Below are 20,719 nucleotides of genomic sequence, written 5' to 3' on the forward strand. Positions count from 1 at the left end.
ATGGACCTCGGCACCCACCTCGCCGTGCTGGCCGGCCCCACCGTCCCGCTCCCGTTGCCGCAGCCCATCGCGGCACGGCTGCTCGGCGTGGCGGTCCGTGAGACCGACGACGCCCGCTCGGCCTTCACGCTCACCTTCGACGCCGGGCGCTCCGGTCCGGCCGACCTGCTGGACGTGCCGTTGTTCGAGTTCCCGCCGCTGCTGTCGGGGTCGCGGGTCAGTGTGGTGGTCAGCGTGAACGGCATCCCGCAGGTGCTGGTCGACGGGTTCGTCACCCGCATCGAGCACAGCCCGGCGACCGGGTCGGGGGCGTCCCGGGTCACCATCACCGGTGAGGACGCCTCCTGGCTGCTCGACCGCGAGGAGGTCACCCGCGAACTGCCCATGGACGACTACCCGCAGGTGCTCCTGCTGCTGGCGCCCTACGCCGCCCGCGGGATCGTCCCGATGGCCGTCCCGCCGCTCGACATGGACCCGCCGCTGCCCATCATTCGCGTGCCCCAGCAGCGCGCCACCGACCTCGCCCACCTGCAGGAGCTCGCCCAGCGACACGGCTACGTGACGTACGCCATCCCGGGCCCCACCCCGGGCATGAGCAGCATGTACTGGGGGCCGCAGGTGCGCGTCGGCGTCCCCCAGCGGGCGATCACGATCGGACAACTGCCGTCGACCAACGTCGTCGGCGACGTGCAGTTCACGCTGGACGCCCACGGGCCCGTCGAGGTGCGCGGACGTGACCGCGACCGCACCACGGGGGTCGAGCTGCCCATCCGGACCACGCCGCCGCTCCGGCTCCCGCTCTCGGCGCTGCCGCTGGCCGTTCTGCGCGCCGGCGACACCCGGGTGCGGCTCACCACGGAGTCGGGCAGCTCGGTCGTCGGCACGCTGATGCGCGCCCAGGCCGAGGTCGACCGGGCGGCGGACGCGGTGACGGCGACCGGCACGCTGGATGGGGCGCGGTACGAGGGCGTGTTGCGCCCGCGCGGGCTGGTCGGGCTGCGCGGCGCCGGGTGGGCGCACGACGGGCTGTGGTACGTCCGCAGCGTCGAGCACACCTGGACGCGCGGGTCGTGGACGCAGGCGTTCACCCTCGCCCGGGACGGGTACGGCTCCACGGTGCCGGCGGTGCTGCCATGAAGCGGCTGTACGGGGTGTACGCGGGCGAGGTCGTCACCAACATCGACCCGTTGATGCTGGGCCGGGTGCAGGTGAAGGTGCCCGCGGTCCTGGGCGAGGGGACCCTGAACTGGGCCATGCCGTGCGCACCGTTCGCCGGAAACGGTGTCGGCCTGTTCACGGTGCCCCCGGTCGGGGCGAACGTCTGGGTGGCGTTCGAGGCTGGCGACCCCGACCACCCGATCGTGCTGGGTGGCTTCTGGGGCGCCACCGAGGCCCCCGACCCGACCGGGCTGCCGACCACCAAGGTGTGGAAGACCGACTGCATCACCCTCAAGCTCGACGACCTGCCCGGTGCGGGCGGCCTCACCATCGAGGTCAACCCGCCGGCCGTGGTGATGCCCATCAAGATCGCGGCAACCACGTCCGGCCTGGAGCTGAGCGTGGGCGCGTCGAAGGTCGTGCTCAACGGCGTGACCGTCAAGATCAACGACGGGGCCCTGGAGGTGCTGTGATGGCCAGCCCGCTGCTCGCGATGAACTCCACGGTGCTGTGCTCGCACGGCGGCCAGGCGAAGGCGACCGCGCCGGCGTCCCGGGTGCTCCTCGGCGGCGCGCCGGCCGTCCTGGCCCCGCCGCCGTGGACGGTCGCCGGCTGCCCGCTCCCGCCGAACGCGGGCGGCCCGTGCGTGACCGCGACGTGGGCCACCAGCAGCCTCCGCGTCACGAGCATGGGGCAGCCACTCGTGCTGTCGTCCGGCTCGGCCACCTGCGCGCCCACGGGCGTGCCGCTGATGCGGGTCGCCTTCCAGGTGCGGGTGATGGCGACATGACCCACCTCGGCTTCCCCCTGCGGCTGGACGCCCGCGGGCGTGTCGCGGTCGCCGACCACGAGCGGTGGCTCGCCGGCCTCTTCGAACAGGTGCTGTTCACCCGCCCGGGCGAGCGCGTGAACCGGCCCACCTTCGGCGCGGGACTGCACGACCTCGTCTTCGAACCGCTGGGCGCCGGCTTCGCCGACACCACGAACGCCCTCGTCATGGGCGCGCTACAGGCCGAGTTGGGCGAGCTGGCCCGCGTCGAGGCGGTCGAGGTGAGCGTCGAGGACACCACGGTCCACGTCGCCGTGCGCTACCAGCCGTTGAACCTGCCCGCCGGCGAGACCCGGGTCGTCCGCGTGGCGGGAGACGCGCCATGAGCCCGACACACCGGAGCACCCCCGACCAGAGCCTGCCTGACCGCCGCGCCCGCGTCGCCGACGTGCCCGCTGCCCTGCTCGCCGCCGTCGACCGGGACGACCGGCGCGCGTTCGTCGCCGGTTCGGGACCCCCCGAGCCGACCGGCATCGACTTCGTCGAGGTGGTGCCGATGGCGCTCACCATGGCCGTACTCGGCCGCGTCCGGCCCCCACGGTGGCGGACGCTGCTGGTGCACCTCCTGCGCGGACCTGTTCCCCCTGAGTGGGACGCCACCCGCGTCGAGGTGGTGGGCGGCGTCCGGGCCGACCCGGCGCTCAACCCGGTCGGCATCGCTTGGTCGGTGCCCGCGCTGGCCATCACCGGCCCGCCGGGCGGGCCGGTGCCGCCGCTGCCGCCGGGCGTCACCCCCGCCGACCGCATCCTGGTGCAGGCCGTCGTCGCCGAGCAGCAACGCGACCGCGTCCTCGTCGCGCGCACCACCACCTGGGGAGACCTCTCCGGCTACGTGTTCCGCGTGCTGGCCGCCGACCGCGAGTCGCTGCCCGACGACCTCGACCCGCCCCTGGCCCAGGACCGGTTCAGCTTCGCCGTCGAGTGCGATGCGCCCCTGGACTGCCAGCGGCCCTCGCCGGCCGCCAGCGCCGCGGGCCCCCAACCCGTCCTCGACTACCTCGCCCGCGACTGGCCCGCCCTTCGCCGCAGACTCCTCGACCGGTTCGCCGCGCTCGTCCCCGGCTGGACGGACGCCAACGCCGCCGACATCGGCGTCACGCTCCTCGAGCTGTTCGCCCACCTCGGCGACGAGTTGGCCTACCGGCAGGATGCCGCGGCCGTCGAGGCCTACCTCACCACCGCCCGCCTGCGCACCTCGGTGCGCCGCCACGCCCGGCTGCTGGGGTACCCGATGGGCGACGGCTGCTCGGCCCGCACATGGTTGGCCCTCCACACCGAGGCGGCCACCACCCTCGACGCGGGCAGCGCCGTGAGCGACGGCGGTGCGGCGCCAACCCCGCCCGGCCAGCGCCGCACGCCGGTCGAGGCCGTGGACGCCGGCGCCACCGTCTTCGAGACGACGCGCACCATCGACCTGTTGCCCGCGCGCAACCTGGTCCCGCTGCACACCTGGGCCGACCGAGGCCATGCGCTGCCGGCCGGAACCACCGCGGCGTTCCTCGCGGTGCCCGAAGGCGACGACCTGCAGCTGCGCGCCGGGGACGTCCTCCTCCTCGTCGAACTGCCGCCGGGAGGGGCGTCCAGGTGGGCCGACGCGGCCAACGGCGACCCGGGCCACCGGCACGCGGTCCGACTCGCCCGCGAACCCGTCATCGTGCCGGACGCCTGGGCCCCCGGCACCACCGTGCTCGAGATCCGCTGGGGCACCGAGGACGCCCTCGCCAGCCCGCTCGTCGTCTCCGAGCCCGGGCCCGACGGACGGCCCATCGCCCGCGCCGTGGCCCTGGCCAACGTCGTCCTCGCGGACGCCGGCGCCACCGTCCTCGACGAACCGCTCCCGCAGGTAGACGACGGCGGTTCCTTCGACCGCGCCCCGCGCGCCCCCTTCCGGCCGCGCCTCTCCCGGCCGGGCGTCGCCTTCGTGGACGCCGTCGACCCGCTCGCCGGGCCCACGGCCGGGGGGTCCAGCGCCCGGCGCACCCTCGCCACGACCCCGGCGGACGCCCGCGCCGCCGTCGCGCTGGACGACGGGCGCCGCACCTGGACCGTGCGCCGTGACCTCATCGCCAGCTCCGGACTCGACCCGCACGTCGTGGTCGAGGCCGACGGCGGCGGGGTCGCCTGGCTGCGGTTCGGCGACGGCGTGAACGGGCGGCGTCCGGCGGTCGGCACGCTGTTCTCGGCCAGCTACCGGCTGGGCTCCGGGGCATCCGGCAACGTCGCGCCCGGTGTGCTCACCGAGCCGCTGCTGCGGGCCGACGGGTCCATCGCGTTCGCGGCCGGCGTCCAGGCGTGGAACCCCTTGTCCGCGCAGGGCGGGCAGGACCCGGAGCCGGTCCGGACCGTGCAGCAGTTGGCCCCGCAGTGGTTCCGCCGGCAGGAGCGCGCGGTCACCACCGACGACCACCGGATCGTCGCCGAGGGCGTCGACGGCGTCCAGCGGGCCGTCGCCCGTCGCCGGTGGACGGGCTCCTGGCACGCGGTGGAGGTGCTCGTCGACGTGGTCGAGGCCCGCGCCGGCGACCCCGGCGTGCCGGACGCCGTGCTGGCCGGCCTCGAGTCCCGCCGGATGGCCGCCACCGACGTCGAGGTGCGGCGTCCGCTGTGGGTGCCTGTGCACGTCCGGCTCGACGGCTGCGTGCTCCCGGGGCACCTCGCGAGCCGGGTCGCCGGGCAGGTCCGCGACCTCCTGTCGGCGGGCGTGCTGCCCGACGGGCGGCGCGGACTGTTCCACCCCGACAACCTCAGCTTCGGGCAGCCGCTGCGCCTCTCGGACGTCGTGGGCACGGCCATGACCGTGCCCGGCATCGCATGGCTGGAGGTCACCACGCTCGACCGGCTGGGCGGCACCGACTCCGCGGCCAACATCGCCGCCGGGCAGCTGGTGGTCGGCCCGCGCGCGGTGATCCGCTGCGACAGCGACCCCAACCTGCCCGAGTTCGGCCGCGTCGACGTCGTGCTGGGAGGCGGGTCATGACCGAGTACCAGGTCCCACCCGGGCAGCCCGCGCTGAGCCGCCGCGCCCGCACCCACCCGCAGTCGCTGGCCGCGCAGCGCGCCGTGCTGGCCGAGCCCGGCAACGCCCCGGCGATCCGCGGGCTGGCCACGCAGTCGGACGCCGAGCCCGCCATCGCGCTGCTGGACGCCTTCGCCGTGGTCGCCGACGTCGTCAGCTTCTACTCCGAGCGGCTCGCGAACGAGGGCTACCTGCGCACCGCGACCGAGCGTCGCTCCGTGCGTGAGCTGGCCCGCACGCTGGGCCACGAGCTGCGGCCGGGCGTGGCCGCGCGCACCGAGCTGGTCCTCACCGTCGAGGACGCCCCCGGGGCGCCGCTCACGGCGCACGTCGCCGCGGGCACCCCCGTGCAGTCGGTGCCCGGGCCCGACGAGGTGCCGCAGGTCTTCGAGACCTCCGCCGCGTTCACCTCGCACGCCGTGTGGAACGCGATCCCCGCGGTGGCGTCCGAGCCGCAGGTGGTCGAGGCCCGCGACGACGAGGTGTGGCTGGCGGGCCGGTTCCCCGGGCTCCGCCGGGGGGACGCCCTCCTCGTGGTCGGCGACGAGCACCTCGTCCAGAGGCTGCGCCCGGGCGACCTCGAGCGGGACGCCGACACGTTCGCCCTACGCCGGGTCGCGGCGGCCACGGTCGACCCGCCGGGCCACCCGGGCTGGACGCTGCTGACCCTCGTCCCGGCCCCAGGGGAACGGCCCCTCGCCGCCAAGCAGGACCAGCGCGTCTGGCACCTCACCGAGCGCGCCCAGCTCTTCGGGGCCACCGCTCCCGACCCCAACCTCCTGTGGGCGGGCGGGGAGGCGAAGCACCCGCCGGGCAGCGAGCTCGTCGACGCGAACGACCGGACCCCCGCCCACCTGGTCTGGACCGGCTACGAGCTGCCCGACGAGGAGGCGCCCACCGAGATCGAGGTGGACGGCGACCGGTCGTCCATCACGGTCGGGTCGTGGGTCGTCCTCGAGCAGGAGGGCGCCGCCGAGGCCTACGTCGTGGAGGCGGTGGAGGCGTCCGGCGCCAGCAGGTGGGGTGTCTCCGGCAAGATCACCCGGCTCACCCTCCACACGAAGTCGGGCCTGGGCCAGTTCGACCGCCCCGCCGCGCTCGTCCACGGCGTGGGCGTCGGGCTGCCGGCGGCGCGGCGTCCGGCACCGCCCCTGGTGCCCGGTCCGACCCTGGCGCTCGTGCGCTTCGAACCGCTGCTGGCGCCGGGGCAGACGGTCGTGCTGCAGGGCACGGACGCCGACGGCATCGCCCGCGTCGAGGTGGCCACCGTGCTGCACTGCGCGGACGCCGGCGACGCGGTCACGCTCACGCTCGCGGACGCCGTCACGTGGTCGTATCGCCCCGAAACCCTCGTGGTCAGGGGGAACGTCGTCGAGGCGACCCACGGCGAGACGGTGGGGCAGGTGCTGGGCAGCGGCGACGGGCGGACGCCGTTCCGCACCTTCGCGCTCCTGCGCCAGCCGCTCACGCACCTGCGCGCCCAGACCTCTTCGGGCGCGGCGCCCGTGCTCGAGGTCCGGGTGGACGGCGTCCGCTGGGCCGAGGTGGACGGGTTCGCCGACAGCGGGCCGCATGACCGGGTGTTCCGGCTCATCCGCGCGGAGGGGCCGCGCGAGGGCCAGCCCCACCAGCCGACGTCGGTCGTGTTCGGCGACGGCGTGCACGGGGCGATCCCACCGACGGGCGAGGAGAACATCGTCGCGGTGTACCGGACGGGGCTCGGCGCCGAGGGGGCGCTGGACGCCGGGCAGCTCGCGCTGCTGGTCCGCAAGCCGCACGGCGTCCGCGGCGTGACCAACCCGTCCGCGACCGTCGACTGGGCGCCACCGGAGGCGCTCGAGGAGGCGCGGGTGAACGCCCCGCAGCGGGTGCGCACGCTCGACCGGGCCGTCTCGGCGTCGGACTTCGCCGACGTGGCGCGGGGCTACGCCGGCGTGGGGCAGGTCAGCGCCGAGGAGGTCTGGGACGGGCGCAGGTCGGTCGTCGTGGTCAGTGTCCGCGCGGTCGGCGGGGGAGAGCCGTCGGCGTCCCTGCTCGACGACTTGGCCGGGACGATCGACGCGCTGCGGGATCCGCGGCTGCCGTTCCGGGTGCTGGCCGGCGGGCTGGTGGGCTTCGGCGCCCAGGTGGAGGTCAACGTCGACCCCGACTTCGAGGCGGCGGACGTGCACGCCGGCGTCCGTGCGGCGCTGGAGCGCGACGTCGGGGTGGCCGTGCGCGGCCTGGGCAAGGCGGTGACCGCGGCGTCCGTGCTGCTCAGCGTGCGCGGGGTGCCCGGGGTGCGCTACTGCACGATGCCGCGGCTGGGCGCGGAGGGCGCGGCGCTGCTCGTCGCCCGGGGTGCCCGCTGCGAGGGTGGGGTGCTGGTGGCCGCGGAGGTGCTGGCCCTCGACCCGGCCGCCGTCGTGATCGGAGACCTGCCATGACGACCGCCGACGACCTGTTCGCCCTGCTCCCGCGGCACATCCGGGCGCGCGACACCGGCACGCTCCGGGCGCTCCTGGAGGCGGTCGCCGCCGAGGCGTCCGTGCTGGACGCCGACCTCCGCGCCCTCTACGACGACTGGTTCGTGGAGACCGCGTCCCCGTGGGCGCTGCCCTACCTCGCCGACCTGCTGGGCGTCGACGACCTGCCCGAGGGGCCCGGACGCCGCGCGGTCGTGGCCAACACGCTCGACCACCGGCGCCGCAAGGGGACCGTGGCCGTCGCCGAGCAGGTGGCCCGCGACGTCGTCGGCCGCCCCGCCCGGGCGGTGGAGCACCTGCGGCTGCTGGCCGCGACCGCGCACCTCAACCACGTGCGGCTCGACCGGCCCGGCACCGCCGACGTGCGGCGGGTCGACGAGCTGAGCTCCCCGCGCGTGGCGAACGGCGCCCTGGACCCGCTGATGCACACACCCGAGGTGCGGCGCGCCGCGGGCGGCCGCGGCCGGTACGGCATCAGCTCCGTGTGGGTGCACGCGTTCGAGACGGTCGTCCAGGAACTCGTCGACGCCGAGGCCACGCCCGTCGCCACGCCGGGGGCCGAGGCGTGGTGGGTGCACCCCCTCGGCGTCCGGACGCCGCTGTTCGCGGTGCCGCGCGTGGAGGACGCGATGGAGCACCTCGCGGCCGAGGAGGACCTGCCCGTGCCGCTGCGCCCGCGCCGGTTGCTGGAGTCGTTGCGGCTGGCGCGGGCCGGGCTGGTCGCGGCGGACGCGCTGCCCGTGCGGGTCACGCTGGTGCCGGGCGACGGGGCGGGTTCCGACGTGGTGCCGATCACGCCCGACCGCCTGCTCGTGTGCCGGCTGGAGGACCTGCCGGACCCGGCGTCCGGGTGGCACGCCCTGGTGGACGCGGTCGAGGGGCACGTGCGGCTGTACCGCGACGGCGTGTTGGTCGTGCCCGGGGATGCCGCGGCGCCGGGCGCAGTCCTGGTCTCGCACTGCGTCGGCGGGCGCGCGGTGGGCGCCGGCGGCTACGACCGGGGCGACGTGCACGAGGAGGCGCTGGCGTCCGACGGCTACGTGCCGCGGCTCGACGGGGTCGTGGCCCAGCACCCGGTCGACCTCGGCGCCGGGGATTCCCTGGCGGACGCGCTGGCGGACGTGGCGGGGGAGTGGGCCGGGACCGGCGGCGCCGAGCCGACCGCGGGCGGTACGACCGTCGTGTCGATCGCCGACCCGGGCACGTGGCGCCACCCGGTCGCGGTGGAGGTCCCGGACGCCACGCGCCTCGTGCTGGTCGCCGCGACGTGGACGCCCCGACGGTTGGCCGGCGGGGCGATGGCCCCCGCGGTGCCCGGGGTGTACGCCCCCGACGGGATGCGCCCGGTGCTGCGCGGGGACGTGACCGTCACCGGGCGCGACGGTGCCGCGGTGGTGCTGGACGGGGTGGTGGTCATCGGGGACCTCGTGGTCCACGCCGACGGGATGACCGTCGTCACCGTGTCGCAGTGCACGGTCACCGGATCGGTGCGGGTGCTGGACGCGGGTGAGGCCGGCGCCAACGGCCTGACCGTGCGCGTGCTGCGCTCCCTGGTCGGACGCCTCGAGCTCGCCGACACGGTCCCGGCGGTGGAGGTGGTCGAGTCGGCGGTGAGCCCGGAGGTGGGTGGACTGGCTCCCACCGGCGCCACCGTCACCGCCCGCGGGGCGCACCTGGCCGTGACAGGGTCGACGGTCCGGGGCGACGTCGCCTGCCGCACGCTCGAGGGCACCGACGCCCTGCTCGACGGCACCGTCGTCGTGGCGCACCGCCAGGTCGGCTGCCTGCGGTACAGCCATGTCGGCGCCGGCTCCCGGGTGCCGCGGCAGTTCCAGCCGGCGGTGGGGCATCCGTCGTACGGGTCGGTCGACCCCGGCGACCCCGACTTCCTCGTGCTCGCCTCGCCCGCCCTGGAGACGGCGTCCGAGTCCGGCAACGAGGTGGGCGTGGACGCCCACCTGCGGCGTCCGGAACTGCTCGCGGCGGCCCGCCGGCTCGTCGCCGCGCACCTGCCCGTCGGCATCGACCTGCACGCCCGGGCCTCCCGGCGACCGAGATGAACGAAAGGACCGACCATGGGTGACTTCTCGCGCACCACGTTCACCGAGCGCAACGGCTACCGGGCGGTGCACCTGCAGCAGGGGCGCGTCGTCCTGGACGCGGACTTCAACGAGCAGGCCGACATCGCGGCCCACCACGACGAGACCCGCACCCTCGACGTCGTCGGGTGGGTCGGCGGCCCGCTGCCGGCCGATCCCGCGGCGTCCGGGCCGTTCGCGATCCGCGCGGCGGACGGCTCCGTCCCGGGCGGCGTGGCGTGGGGCGACCTCGTGGTCACGCCCGGCCGATACTACGTCGGCGGCGTCCTGACGGAGTCGTTCCCGCCCGACCCGTCGGCGGTGGGCTGGCCGCTGGCCGACCAGCCCTTCGGGGGGACGCCCGAGCCGCCGGCCGGCGACACGCCCCGGTTCGCGCTGTACCTGGAGGTCACCGACCACGAGGTGACCGCCGACGAGGCGCCCCGGCTGGCGGAGTCGGCGCTCGGCGGCCCCGACACGAGCGTTCGCCGGCAGACCACGTGGCAGGTGCGCTGGTCGCCACTGACCGACGAGGTGTGCCCCGACCTGGACGTGGGCTGGCTCGCCCGGACGCCGCGCACGATGGTGGCCGGGCTGAAGCAGGCGCCCGCGGCGTCCGACCCGTGCCGCATCGTGAGCGCGGGCGGCTTCCAGGGGCTGGAGAACCAGCTGTACCGGGTGCAGGTGCACGACGTGGACGGCGCCGGGTCGGGGCGGTTCGTGTGGTCGCGCGAGAACGGGTCGGTGGTCGCCGCGGCGCTGGCCCTCGGCACCACGACCGTGGTCGGGGCGGACGCCCGGCTGACCATCGACCGCGAGGGCCGCGACGCCGAACTGGACATCGCCGTCGGCGCCCTGGTGGAACTGACCAGCACGGATCGTCAGTTGCAGCGGGTTCCCGGGTTCTTGGGGACGGTCGTGGAGCGCACCGGCCTGGACCTGGACGTGGCATGGCTCGACGGCGGGCCCGCGGCGCTGGCCGAACTGGGCGCGGCGCCGATCGTCCGGCGGTGGGAGGGCGGCCCGACGAAGCTCGGCACGGGGGCGGTCGAGCTCGAGGACGGCATCACCGTGCGCTTTCCGACCGGCGGCGTCCCGCGGGTGGGCGACCACTGGCAGGTGCCCGCGCGGGCCGTCCAGCTCGCGTACGGGCTGGCCGGCACGAACGGCACCGTCGAGTGGCCGCCGCCGGGCTCCTCGTCGGAGGCGGTCGCACCCCTGGGGCCGGTGAGCCGGATCGCGGCCCTGGCCATCGTGGAGCGTTCGGTGGGGGCGGACGGCGTCGGGCTGTGGACGCTGGCGTCCGACTGCCGTCGGTTGTTCCCGCCGCTGACGGGGCTCGTCGAGTTGGATCTCGTGGGCGGCGACGGCCAGGAGTCCCTGCCGGGGGCCTGGCTCGATCAGCCGCTGCGCGTGGTGGTGCGCAACGGCGTCCGGCCGGTGGTGGGCGCGCGGGTGCGGTTCACGGCGTCGGACGCCGGCGTCCTGGGCGTGGCCGACCCGCCGGTGAGTGCGGGGGGCGCGGTCGAGGTGGAGACCGGCGCGGACGGGGTGGCGTCCGTGCGCTGGCTGTTGGACGCCGCGGGGCCCGTCACGCAGGTGCTGGCGGCGCAGCGGCTGGATGACCGCGGGGGCGGGCTCGACGTGGAGGTTCGGGCGACGGCCCGGCTGTCGGTGGCGTCGCAGGTGGCGTTCGAGCGCGACGGATGCGCGGTGTTCACCGGCGTGGCGACGGTCGAGGACGCCCTGAATCGGCTCGCCACCCGGGTCGAGCTGCGCCTGCAGGGCGGCGACGGACAGGAGGTGCTGCCGGGGCGGCGACGCGTGCTCCCGCAGCCGATCCGGGTGATCGCTGACAGCCCGTGCGGTCCCGTCAAGGGTGTGCCGGTGAATGCGCGGGCCACGCGGGGAGCGCACGTGCGTCCGGTGGTGGAGGGGGAGCAGCCGCCCGCCGACCTCTCCAACGACCCCGACGTGGCGGACGCCGAGACCGGGCCCGACGGCGCGGCGCTGTTCTGGTGGCAGCCCGAGAACCGTCCGAGTGACACCCTGGAGTTGCGGTTGCCGGGCGACGACCCGCACGCGCCGATCGTCGTGTCGGCGCAGTGGGAGCGCGAGGGGGAGGGCGGGGGTCAGGTCTCCCCGGGGGCGCACGTCGTGGACGTCGTGTTCGCCGACGGACGGCCGTTCCCCAACGACGACGACATCAGGCCCGAGGAACTGCGGGAGGGGGTGACCTTCCGCCTGGACGAGGACCTGCCGGACGAGATGTCCGACAAGCCGGTGCTGCGGGTCGAGCTGGACCTGCCGTGGCCGGTGCCCGGCGACGGGGATCCCTGGGGCGTCCAACGGATCGGGACCCGCGTGGTCGCGCTCGACGGCCGAGTGGTGGCGAAGGGAGCGGAGCTGCACTGGTTCCCCGAGGACCCGGTCAGGGAGTGGCTGGTGGGCGGCGGGTTGTGGTCGGTCGGGGAGGTCTGGGAGCGCAAGGGCGTCACCGGCCGGGTCGTGCTGGAGGGCTGGGGTGTCCGGACCGCGGCGGAGCACGCCGTCAACACGCACGCCGAGCTGGTGTTCGAGGGAGGACGCCTGCTGTACAAGCTGCCGACCGACGACCTCGTGGCCGGGGGGACCTTCACCCAGTGGTTCCGGCTGCGTCCGGGTGACTTCGAGCGGCTCAGGGTGCCGGAGTTCGTCGGCATGGTGGTCGAGGAGGCGATGGCCACCGCGCGAAACGGCGGGTTCTCCCGGCTCGTCATCGAGCCGGCCGTGACCCACGGCCGCATCGTCAGCCAGCGCCCCGCGCCCGGGACGCCGGGGAATGCCTCGACCCTCATCGTCCTCGGGGTGGGGGACATGCAATGAACCGACGGCTGCACGACGGGGGAGCCCGTCCAGACGACGTCCGTGAGGTCCGTCGGGCTGGTGTCGCGCCGCCGGTCCGGCCGCGCGATGGCGTCCGGCTGGGGCAGGCTGCCGGGGGCTGGAGGTCGGGGCACGACCTCAGCGTCGTGTCGCTCCTGCCGCCCACGGCAGGAGCGAGGGTCGCTGCGCCGGCGTCCGGGGGCGAGGACAGGCAGTCCTTCGCGTTGTCGGTGCGGATCGCCCGGCGTGAGGCCGTGTCGGGCGACCGGGCCGCGCCGGGTGGGGGAGGCGTGTCCCGTGGGGGAGGCGCGCCCGCCCCGGCTGCCTCGCGCGACAGGGCCGAGCCGGGCGCGGCCCCGGAGGTGCCCCAGACGGAGGTGGAGGGCCCCGTGTCCCTGGTCGAGTCGGACGCCATCGCGCCGACGATGACCTACGCGGCGCCCATCCAGCAGGCGGGGACACCCGGGGCGACGGAATTCGGGCGGGCCACGGCGACACCCTCGATCAGGGCGATCTCGGTGACGGCCGACGCGTCCGCGAGCGCCTTCGTGGTGACGGCCGATGTGGTCACCAACGTCGAGTGGTCCACCCAATCGCTGACCAGGACCGACATCCCCAGCGAGACCGCTGCCGCGATCACGCACGCCAACCACGCCACCGTGGCTGCCGACCTGACGCCGAACATGTCGTCCGACAACGGTCGTCCGCCGCGGAGCAGCTTCTGGGCGTCCGACCTCACCGCCCGTCACGAGCGCTTCCACGCCAACGAGATGGCGTCCACGTACGGGCGGCCGGCGTTCGAGTTCGCGAGCAACTGGTTGGCGGCCCAGACCGCTGCCGACGCCGCGGAGGCCACGAGGAAGACGCAACGCGTCCCGGGCAAGGTGATCGAGAGCCTGGTCGCCAGCTACCTCCCCCGGGCCGAGCACCGTGCCTACGGCGATGGGGCTCCCTCGTACAAGGCCCGTGCCGACGCGATCACGGCCCGGGGTGCCAGCAACCAATATCCGGGCGCTCCGGCGCCCTAGGACGATCAGGAGGACGACGTGGACCCATTGGTGCTGCACATACCGGAGCCGCCGCCCGGGCAGGGGTACGCGGAGTACGAGGACTTCAAGGCCCTCGCGCTGCTGGCCGCGAACGGAATCGCCCCCGACGAGGCAGCGTTGGTGGGTGCCCTCGCGGCGTCCTCCCCGGTGCTTCGGGGCGCTGCCGCGCACGCGCTGGGGAGCCTCGGGATGGCATCCGGTGTGGAGGCCCTGAAGCATCTGGAGGCCGAGGCGGACGACCTGGTCAAGGTCGAGGCGGCGTACGCGCTGGTGCGCTTGGGCGCTGATGAGTACAGGAAGTCGTTGCTGGCCGCGCTGTCGGACCCGGTGAACGCCTACCTGGGCCCGCCCGTCGCGGCGGGCGACCTGGCTCGGCTCGGCGACCCGGTCGGGTTCGGTGTGATCGAGGCGTGCCTGGCGGAGGAGAACCTCATCGCCCGGGTCGGTGGCTGCAAGCAGTTGTTCTTCTTCGTGCCCCTGCAGGGGCAGGCCGCGGCGGACGGGCAGCCGGTCGACGCCCTGGGCCTGTTGGAGCGGACGGTGGACGACCCCGACCCCGAGATCCGCCGCATCGCCCAGCTGCAGTGGGACGAACTCCACGCGTCCTGAGCGCCGAGGGCTCCGGTTCCGTGCGCCGAGGGCTCCGGTTCCTGTGGCGAGGGCAGGGTCAACCGCGGGGGCGTCCGGACTTGGCGAGTTCCCAGTCCAGCGCACGCAGCACGTGGGCGGTGCTGACGGGGACGTCGGCGTCCGCGGCCAGATAGGCGCCGGCCAGCGCCGCGGCCATGATCGTCGCGCCCGTGGCGTCCACCTTGGCGAGAGCAGCGAGGTCGAGGTCGCCGCGCGGCATCTCGTCCGGGAACGCGCGCTGCCACAGCAGGAGGCGAGCCTCGGCGTCCGGATGGGGGAACGTGACGATGCTGGTCAGCCGGCGCACGAACGCGGTGTCGAGCGCGCTGCGGGCGTTGGAGGCGAGGATCGCGAGCCCCGAGAAGCGCTCGAGCCGCTGCAGCAGGTAGGACACCTCGATGTTGGCATAGCGGTCGTGGCTGTCGCGGACCTCCGTGCGCTTGCCGAACAGGGCATCGGCCTCGTCGAAGAAGAGGACGGAGCCACCCTGTTCGCCGTCGTCGAAGACCTTCGCGAGGTTCTTCTCGGTCTCGCCGATGTACTTGCTCACCACCTGGCTCAGGTCGATCCGGATCAGCTCCCGGCCGAGCTCGGACGCGACGATGTCGGCCGCGAACGTCTTTCCGGTCCCGCTGGGGCCGACGAACAAGGCGCTGGTGCCGAGGCCGCGGTGGTGCCGGCGCGCGAATCCCCAGTCATCCAAGACCTTTCCCTTCTGGCGGGCGGACGCGACCAGCGCCTTCAGCTGGTCGAGTTGGGGGACCGGAAGCACAAGGTCGTCCCAGGTCAAGGGGTCGGTGCCGGCCCGGGCTCTGGACGCCACCAGATCGGCCCACTCCGCGTGGGTGGGCGGTGGGACCACGAACGGGGTGGCCGTCCCGCCGATGAACGCCACCATCGGGACCCCGGCCAGTGACCTCTGCGCCCCGGCTGCCAGTTCTGCACTCCAGGCCGTGAGGTCGACCCAGAACGCGGCGGTCCCGAGGCGGACCTCGCGTTCGACCAGCCGGGCGAGCCGCCACGCGCCGTCGGGGTGCGGCGCCAGGTCGGCCGCGGCGAGGTCCCGCAGGGGACGCCCGGCGTGGTGGGCCGCGCGTGCGGCGACACCCGCGGCGTCTCCGGGGCCGACCCCGGTGAGCCGCACCGGGCCGGACGCCCACGCCGCGGCGAGGTCGGTGGCCGCCCGCTCCCACGCGGACGGGAGGGAGGCGGGAGCAGGCAGGACGCCTGAGGCACGGACGACGCGTTCGTCGGGGAGGTCCAAGCCGGCGATCAGGTGGAGGACGCGCTCGTCCACGAGCAGACGGCTGGTGACGATGCGGGTGGGATCCTCGGGCTCGAGCAGCAGCCAGCGACGCAGCCCGCCCGCCGGGGCGATGGCCGACCAGTGCGCGTCCGGGAGCATTGCCAGCGCAGCCCCGAACGTCAGGTGCGGGACACCGGTCCTCTCGGCGAGCTCGGACGCCACCGCGCCGACGAGGTCGGGGCCCGCCGCGAGCAGGAGGACGGACCGCTCGAAGGCGCTGAGGCCGGCGATCTCGCTGACCCGGTCGAGTCCGGTGAGGGTGTCGCGCGTGGCCGTGGCGCCGGCGTCCGGTGTCGCGTCGCCGCGGACGATGCGGCGCAATGCGGTCAGCTCGGCGAGCGTCGCCTGCGTGACGTCCACTGGGTCAGGCATCAGGCCAGGTCCAGTCGCGGTCCTGTGTACTCGCCGCCCGTCTGCTCGGGGATGCTGCCGATTCCGTCGGTCTCGATGCGGACCAGCCAGGCACCGTCGGGGACCTGCGAGCGGGGGACGGTGACGGTGACCTGCGGGGTTTCGCCCGGCGGGACGGGATCGAGGGCGAACGCCAACGGGACACCGCTCGACGGGAGCGGGTCGAGCCGGAGGACGGCTCGCTGACCGGCGAACAGGGGCGGGTGCAGGGCGAAGGTGACGTCACCCGGGGTGGTCCCCTGGACGGCGACCTGCGGGTGAACCACCACCGGCAGGGCGTTCGAGCTGGCCAAGGTGCGGTCCGGTGGGCCGCCGGCGCCGGGGGAGGGGCGGGTGTGGGTGACGCGCACGGCGTGGATGCCCGCCGGTACGGCGTCCGTGAGGGTGACGTGGAGTTCGCTGGGCGTGGAGGTCGCCGCCGGGGTGAGGGTCGCGGTGGCGACGTGGACGGTGGTCGGCGTGGCCGGCCCGCGGAGCAGCCCCGAGCCGCGCAGGGTGAGGGTGACGCCGCTGGCCGGAGCGACGCCGGGGGCGGCGTCCAGCGAGGTGAGGTGCGGGGCGACCCCCGGGGCGACCGTGAGCGCCGGCGTCCGGACCGGCTTGGGCGCACGGGTGGGCACGTCGGCCTCGAGCAGGACGACCGTGGCGCGGTAGGCGACCGACAACTGGAACGGGGCGTCGTGGAACAGGCCCCAGAGGCGGGTGTGGTCCTCCAGCGAGAGGGGCACGGGGGAGATCTTGACCAGTTCCGCTTGGTCCTCGAGGTCGGACGCGGACAGGAACGCCGTCTCGGGTAGGGCCTGGTGGGCGGTGCGGGCGGCGACGATGACGTCTCGGGTGAGGACGGGCGCCGTGGCCAGCGCGATGATGGCGCGGGCCATGAGGCGTTGCCCCTCCAGGGAGGATTCGTCGCCGAACGCGGTGATGAGGTAGTGCAGGTCGAGTGCGGCGTTCGGGCGTCGGGAGATCGCGCCGGTGGCGTCGCGGGTCGGCAGGTCGGTGAGGTTGCCCGCGTGGTTAGGGGTGACTTGGTAGAGCAGCACGTTCAGGCCGGGTGTACCGGCCAGGTCGCCGGTGCTGAGCTGGTCGAGTCGCAGGGTCCGGACCGAGGCGCCGCCCACCGGCCCGGGGTGCTGTGTCGCCAGGGCGCGCTCGAGGATGTAGCGGATCGTCGAGGTGACCGCAGCCAGCGCGAGGGTGTTGCTCATCGGGACGCTCGCCCCCTCTCCTGCAGGAACATGGTGAGCGCCGTGGGAGTGGTCTGTGCGGAGGTGGGCGCGGGTGAGGTCGGTGGCGTGGGGGCTGGTGGCAGCACGGTGAGCCGGTCGATGTGCACATGCATTTCCCGGTCGCCGGGGAGTTCGGTGCCGGGGACCTCGCCGCGCCGTACCAACTCCTGCCGCACCGCTTCGCCGAAGGCTCGGGTTGGGTGCGCCGAGGGCTCGGGTTTCGTGTGCCGAGGGCTCGGGTTGGGTGCGCCGAGGGCTCGGGTTGGGTGTGCCGAGGGCTCGGGTTGGGCGTACTGAGGGCTCGGGTCGGCGGCGGCGCGAGCGGGGATCGGACGGGGTGCGTCGAGGGCCTGTGTTGTGTGCGTCGAGGGCCTCTCGCCGGAGAGCCGAGTGTCCCGAATCGCGGGTTGTGGGCGCTCGGGGTCGGGGTCCGCGATCGGCGCGCGATCTGGTGCTCGGCGTCCGGGCGGGCTGGTGGCGACGGACGGCCGGACGGGGGCGGCGTCCTCGGAAGAGCCCCTCGAGACAAGCAGGCGCGTCGAGGTGGGTGCGTCGTGGGTGGCCGACTCGGTGGGCGGCCCGGGCACCGTCGCGTGAAGGGACACCGCCGCGCGAGGTGTGGCGCCGGGGTCTGGCGGGTTGACGCGATCGAGCGGAGAAGTGACATCACTCGCCGGCAGGGCTGGCGCCCACGTGGTTGGGACGAGCCCTCGGCGTTCCAGACCGGAGCCCTCGGCGTTCCAGACCGGAGCCCTCGGCGTGTAGAGGGCGGGACGCAGGCGCCAGCGGCCAGGGGAGTCGTCGCCGAAGGCGGCGAGGCGGTCGAACGTGGTCATGGGACACCGACCAGGTCCAGGTAGGCGTGGCGGCGGGCATCCGACAGCCCGAGGATCTCCGACTCGGACCATCCGAACGCCTGCGCCAACACGGCCACCTGGGCGAGCAGGCGTGGTGCTTCGAGCTGGATGCGGTCCCAGACGAGGGCGCCGGGATCCAACCCGGCCTCGAACGGCTCGCCACAATCGGGGCAGACCACCTGCGCGTGCAGCGCCGCGGGGCCGGCGAGTTCGTCCACGACGGCGTCCACGGCGGCCCACTCCACGGACGGCGACGGTTGCGGCCGGTCCATCGGGACCACGCACCACGCGCGAAGTTGTGCGCCGGCGTCCGGGCGGCCGTGGACGCGGTCGAGCTCGCGCAGCGTCGGCAGCCGGACGTCGAATCCCGCTACGCGGGCCGACGCCGCCTTCGGCGTCCGCACCGCCGGGCCGTGGGGGAGCTCGATCTCCGCCTCGAGTGCCGCTCCGCAGGACACGCACGCGACCACCATGTCGGCCGACGGGCCGAAGGCGTCCGCGTAGGACGCCCAGAGCAGCGACGCGGTGGTCGCCATGTCCAGTTCCAGAGCGGACGCCTCATCCGCGGGTCCGCCTGACCAGACCAGCAGCCTGGCCGTCCGCCGCGGCGGCGAGAGCCCGGACGCCGACTCCCACGCCGCCACGATGTTGGCAGCTGTCCACGTCATGTTCGTCCCTTCGCAGGTTCCTGCCACTGTTCAACCCGAGCCCTCGGCGCTCCGAACCCGAGCCCTCGGCGGGGGAGGCGTCAGGGTTCGGTGAAGGTGGGTTCGGTGGGCTCGTTGATGTCGGTGTCGCGTTCCCAGCCCTCGTTCTCCAGCTTGATCGACTGGATCGCCACGGCGTTCGCGTTGGCGTCCAGCTCCGGCAGCGCCTGGAACTCCGACACCCAGCACCGGAACACCTTGTAGCCGAGCACGACCTGGCCGGCCTCGTTGAAGACCTCCAGGATGATGTCCTTGCGGAAGTCCTTCAGGGACACCTCCACCCCCGCCCCCGCGCCGTAGTTCCAGACCTTGTTGGCCCACCGCTCGAACTCCGGGTCATGGGTGACACCGCGCTCGAGCGTGATCGCTTCGTACTCCGAACGTCCCGGCGACTTGCGGGACGAACTGGGATCCCCGCCGGCACGGTGCTTGACCACTTCCGTCGTCCGCTTCAATGCGCTGACCTTGCTGATGCCGGCGACGTACTTGCCGTCCCACTTCACCCGGAACTTGAAGTTCTTGTACGGATCGAAGCGCTGGGCGTTGACGGTGAACTCGGCCATGGGTCGTCCTTCCTCACGCCTGCGCTGCCGCGGACTTCTGCTGGATGGAGATCAGGACGAACTCCGCCGGCTTCAGCGGCGCGAACCCGACCTCGATGTTCACGACACCGCGATCGATGTCGTACTGCGTGGTGGTCTCCGAACTGCACCGCACGAAGTACGCCTCGCGGGGGCTGGCGCCCTGGAAGGCGCCCTTGCGGAACAGGTCCTGCAGGAACGCGCCGACCGACAGGCGGATCTGCGTCCACAGCGGTTCGTCGTTGGGTTCGAACACCACCCACTGGGTCCCGCGGTACAGGCTCTCCTCGAGGAACAGCGCAAGCCGCCGAACGGGGATGTACTTGTACTCGTCCGACAACCGGTCGGATCCGCGCAGGGTGCGCGCTCCCCACGAGACCGTCCCCGCACCGGGGAACGAGCGGATCGCATTGACCCCGTCCGGGTTGAGCTGCCCGTTCTCGTCATCGGTCAGGCTGATGGACGGCCCGAGCGCGCCCACCAACCCCGCCTCGATCCCGGCGGGCGCCTTCCAGACGCCGCGGGTGGCGTCCGTGCGGGCGTACACGCCGGCGATGGCGCCGGACGCCGCGAAGTTGCCGACGGCGCCCCCTCGCAACGGGTCGGAGGCCCTGACCCGCGGGAAGTAGATCGCCGCGTTCCGCGCGTCCGTGCCGACGAGGCCCGCCCCGGTCCCGACCCAGCCCGCCACGTCGTTGAGGGTGGCGTCCGCGGGCGGGTCGACGATCAGGAACGCGCGGCGTCCCTTCACGTAGGCGAGCGCGGACGCCCACACCGACTCGGGCAGGTCCCCGGCCGGGGTCACCGGTGGCAGGACCAGGATGTTGAACAGGTCGACGGCGTCCAGCGCGCGGATCCCCCGCTTGCCCGCATCCGCGGGGACGTAGGAATCGGCGTCCGGGAGGGCGCCGTCGCCGCCGTCGGTGGTGACGGCGAAGGCCGCCGCAGCCGGTCGCGCCGCCGGGACGACACCCTTCACCCGGGCCAGGCGCGAAGAGGCCAGGACCGTGTCCACCCGCCGTGGCCCGTCCGTGGTGGAGACGTTGACGAAGACCTCGACCTCGTCCTCGAGGGTGAGTTGGAGGGTGAACAAGCCATCCCCGTCCGGCAGGCCCTGGGCCAGGGCCACGTCCGCGGCGTCGTCGGCGGTGGGGTGCGTCACGACGGCCGTCATCTCGTTGGCCCACGCACCTGGCCCGTTCGCCTCCAGGACCAGGTCCCCCAGGGCCAACTCGGCCGTGCCGGCGTCCTTGGCCACGCGCACCACGAGGGCGGGTCCACCGCCGTTGAGGTAGAAGTCGCGGACGGCGTAGCCCAGCCCCGACTCGCGCCACAAGGGGCCGAAGGCGCGGACGAAGTCGGCCAGGCTCGCCACCCGAACGGGTGTGTCGACGGGTCCGCGCAGGGCACGCCCGACGAAGGCCGTGATGGACGTGGCCACCCCGGTCATGGTCCGGCTGCCGGAGGGCACCTCCGTCACGTAGACGCCGGGGTAGGTCGGAGTGATCGACATGGGGCCTCCGTCGCTCGCAGGTGGT

At 74.6% G+C, this 20,719-nt stretch carries 16 protein-coding genes; 10 read left to right on the forward strand and 6 right to left on the reverse strand.

The window, feature by feature from the left end; all coding sequences use genetic code 11:
- From AC5YDV_RS10825 to AC5YDV_RS10870, 10 genes are read left to right on the forward strand one after another with little or no spacing between them, the layout of a single operon-like run.
- On the forward strand, positions 1–1,137 hold the full coding sequence (locus tag AC5YDV_RS10825; protein ID WP_496182865.1) for a hypothetical protein: 1,137 nt from the start codon (positions 1–3) through the stop codon (positions 1,135–1,137).
- On the forward strand, positions 1,134–1,631 hold the full coding sequence (locus AC5YDV_RS10830) for a phage baseplate assembly protein V (protein ID WP_496182864.1): 498 nt from the start codon (positions 1,134–1,136) through the stop codon (positions 1,629–1,631). The genes AC5YDV_RS10825 and AC5YDV_RS10830 overlap by 4 nt, the downstream gene beginning before the upstream one ends.
- Entirely contained in the window at positions 1,631–1,948 is a 318-nt protein-coding gene (locus AC5YDV_RS10835; protein WP_496182863.1) for a hypothetical protein, read from the forward strand. The genes AC5YDV_RS10830 and AC5YDV_RS10835 overlap by 1 nt, the downstream gene beginning before the upstream one ends.
- Positions 1,945–2,313: a GPW/gp25 family protein gene (locus AC5YDV_RS10840; protein WP_496182862.1), complete on the forward strand. Its 369-nt coding sequence runs from the start codon at positions 1,945–1,947 to the stop codon at positions 2,311–2,313. Before AC5YDV_RS10835 ends, AC5YDV_RS10840 begins: the two co-directional genes overlap by 4 nt.
- On the forward strand, positions 2,310–4,964 hold the full coding sequence (locus tag AC5YDV_RS10845) for a baseplate J/gp47 family protein (RefSeq protein WP_496182861.1): 2,655 nt from the start codon (positions 2,310–2,312) through the stop codon (positions 4,962–4,964). Before AC5YDV_RS10840 ends, AC5YDV_RS10845 begins: the two co-directional genes overlap by 4 nt.
- The gene (locus AC5YDV_RS10850) at positions 4,961–7,429 is read left to right on the forward strand and encodes a baseplate J/gp47 family protein (RefSeq protein WP_496182860.1); all 2,469 of its coding nucleotides are present in this window, start codon (positions 4,961–4,963) and stop codon (positions 7,427–7,429) included. Before AC5YDV_RS10845 ends, AC5YDV_RS10850 begins: the two co-directional genes overlap by 4 nt.
- A complete protein-coding gene (locus tag AC5YDV_RS10855) occupies positions 7,426–9,528 on the forward strand; it encodes a phage tail protein (protein ID WP_496182859.1) in 2,103 nt (700 codons plus the stop codon). Before AC5YDV_RS10850 ends, AC5YDV_RS10855 begins: the two co-directional genes overlap by 4 nt.
- A gap of 15 nt (positions 9,529–9,543) precedes the next feature.
- On the forward strand, positions 9,544–12,411 hold the full coding sequence (locus AC5YDV_RS10860) for a DUF6519 domain-containing protein (protein ID WP_496182858.1): 2,868 nt from the start codon (positions 9,544–9,546) through the stop codon (positions 12,409–12,411).
- Positions 12,408–13,439, forward strand: coding sequence for a serine/threonine-protein kinase (locus AC5YDV_RS10865; protein WP_496182857.1), 1,032 nt, complete (start codon positions 12,408–12,410; stop codon positions 13,437–13,439). Before AC5YDV_RS10860 ends, AC5YDV_RS10865 begins: the two co-directional genes overlap by 4 nt.
- 18 nt (positions 13,440–13,457) lie before the next feature.
- A complete protein-coding gene (locus tag AC5YDV_RS10870; RefSeq protein WP_496182856.1) occupies positions 13,458–14,069 on the forward strand; it encodes a HEAT repeat domain-containing protein in 612 nt (203 codons plus the stop codon).
- Positions 14,070–14,127: 58 nt separating this feature from the next.
- On the opposite strand, the gene AC5YDV_RS10875 is transcribed toward AC5YDV_RS10870, so the two are convergent.
- The 6 genes from AC5YDV_RS10875 to AC5YDV_RS10900 all read right to left on the reverse strand — a co-directional run bounded on the left by AC5YDV_RS10875 (position 14,128) and on the right by AC5YDV_RS10900 (position 20,694).
- Complete coding sequence (locus AC5YDV_RS10875) at positions 14,128–15,768, reverse strand: ATP-binding protein (protein WP_496182855.1); 1,641 nt, start codon at positions 15,766–15,768, stop codon at positions 14,128–14,130.
- On the reverse strand, positions 15,768–17,015 hold the full coding sequence (locus AC5YDV_RS10880; protein WP_496182854.1) for a Pvc16 family protein: 1,248 nt from the start codon (positions 17,013–17,015) through the stop codon (positions 15,768–15,770). Before AC5YDV_RS10880 ends, AC5YDV_RS10875 begins: the two co-directional genes overlap by 1 nt.
- Positions 17,012–17,872, reverse strand: coding sequence for a hypothetical protein (locus AC5YDV_RS10885; RefSeq protein ID WP_496182853.1), 861 nt, complete (start codon positions 17,870–17,872; stop codon positions 17,012–17,014). Before AC5YDV_RS10885 ends, AC5YDV_RS10880 begins: the two co-directional genes overlap by 4 nt.
- A complete protein-coding gene (locus AC5YDV_RS10890; RefSeq protein WP_496182852.1) occupies positions 17,869–18,561 on the reverse strand; it encodes a hypothetical protein in 693 nt (230 codons plus the stop codon). The genes AC5YDV_RS10885 and AC5YDV_RS10890 overlap by 4 nt, the downstream gene beginning before the upstream one ends.
- A gap of 80 nt (positions 18,562–18,641) precedes the next feature.
- Positions 18,642–19,163, reverse strand: coding sequence for a phage tail protein (locus AC5YDV_RS10895; RefSeq protein ID WP_496182851.1), 522 nt, complete (start codon positions 19,161–19,163; stop codon positions 18,642–18,644).
- Between the two features lie 13 nt (positions 19,164–19,176).
- On the reverse strand, positions 19,177–20,694 hold the full coding sequence (locus AC5YDV_RS10900) for a phage tail sheath family protein (RefSeq protein ID WP_496182850.1): 1,518 nt from the start codon (positions 20,692–20,694) through the stop codon (positions 19,177–19,179).
- Positions 20,695–20,719 lie beyond the last annotated feature (25 nt).

This window comes from Propioniciclava sp. LT432 (assembly GCF_059515965.1).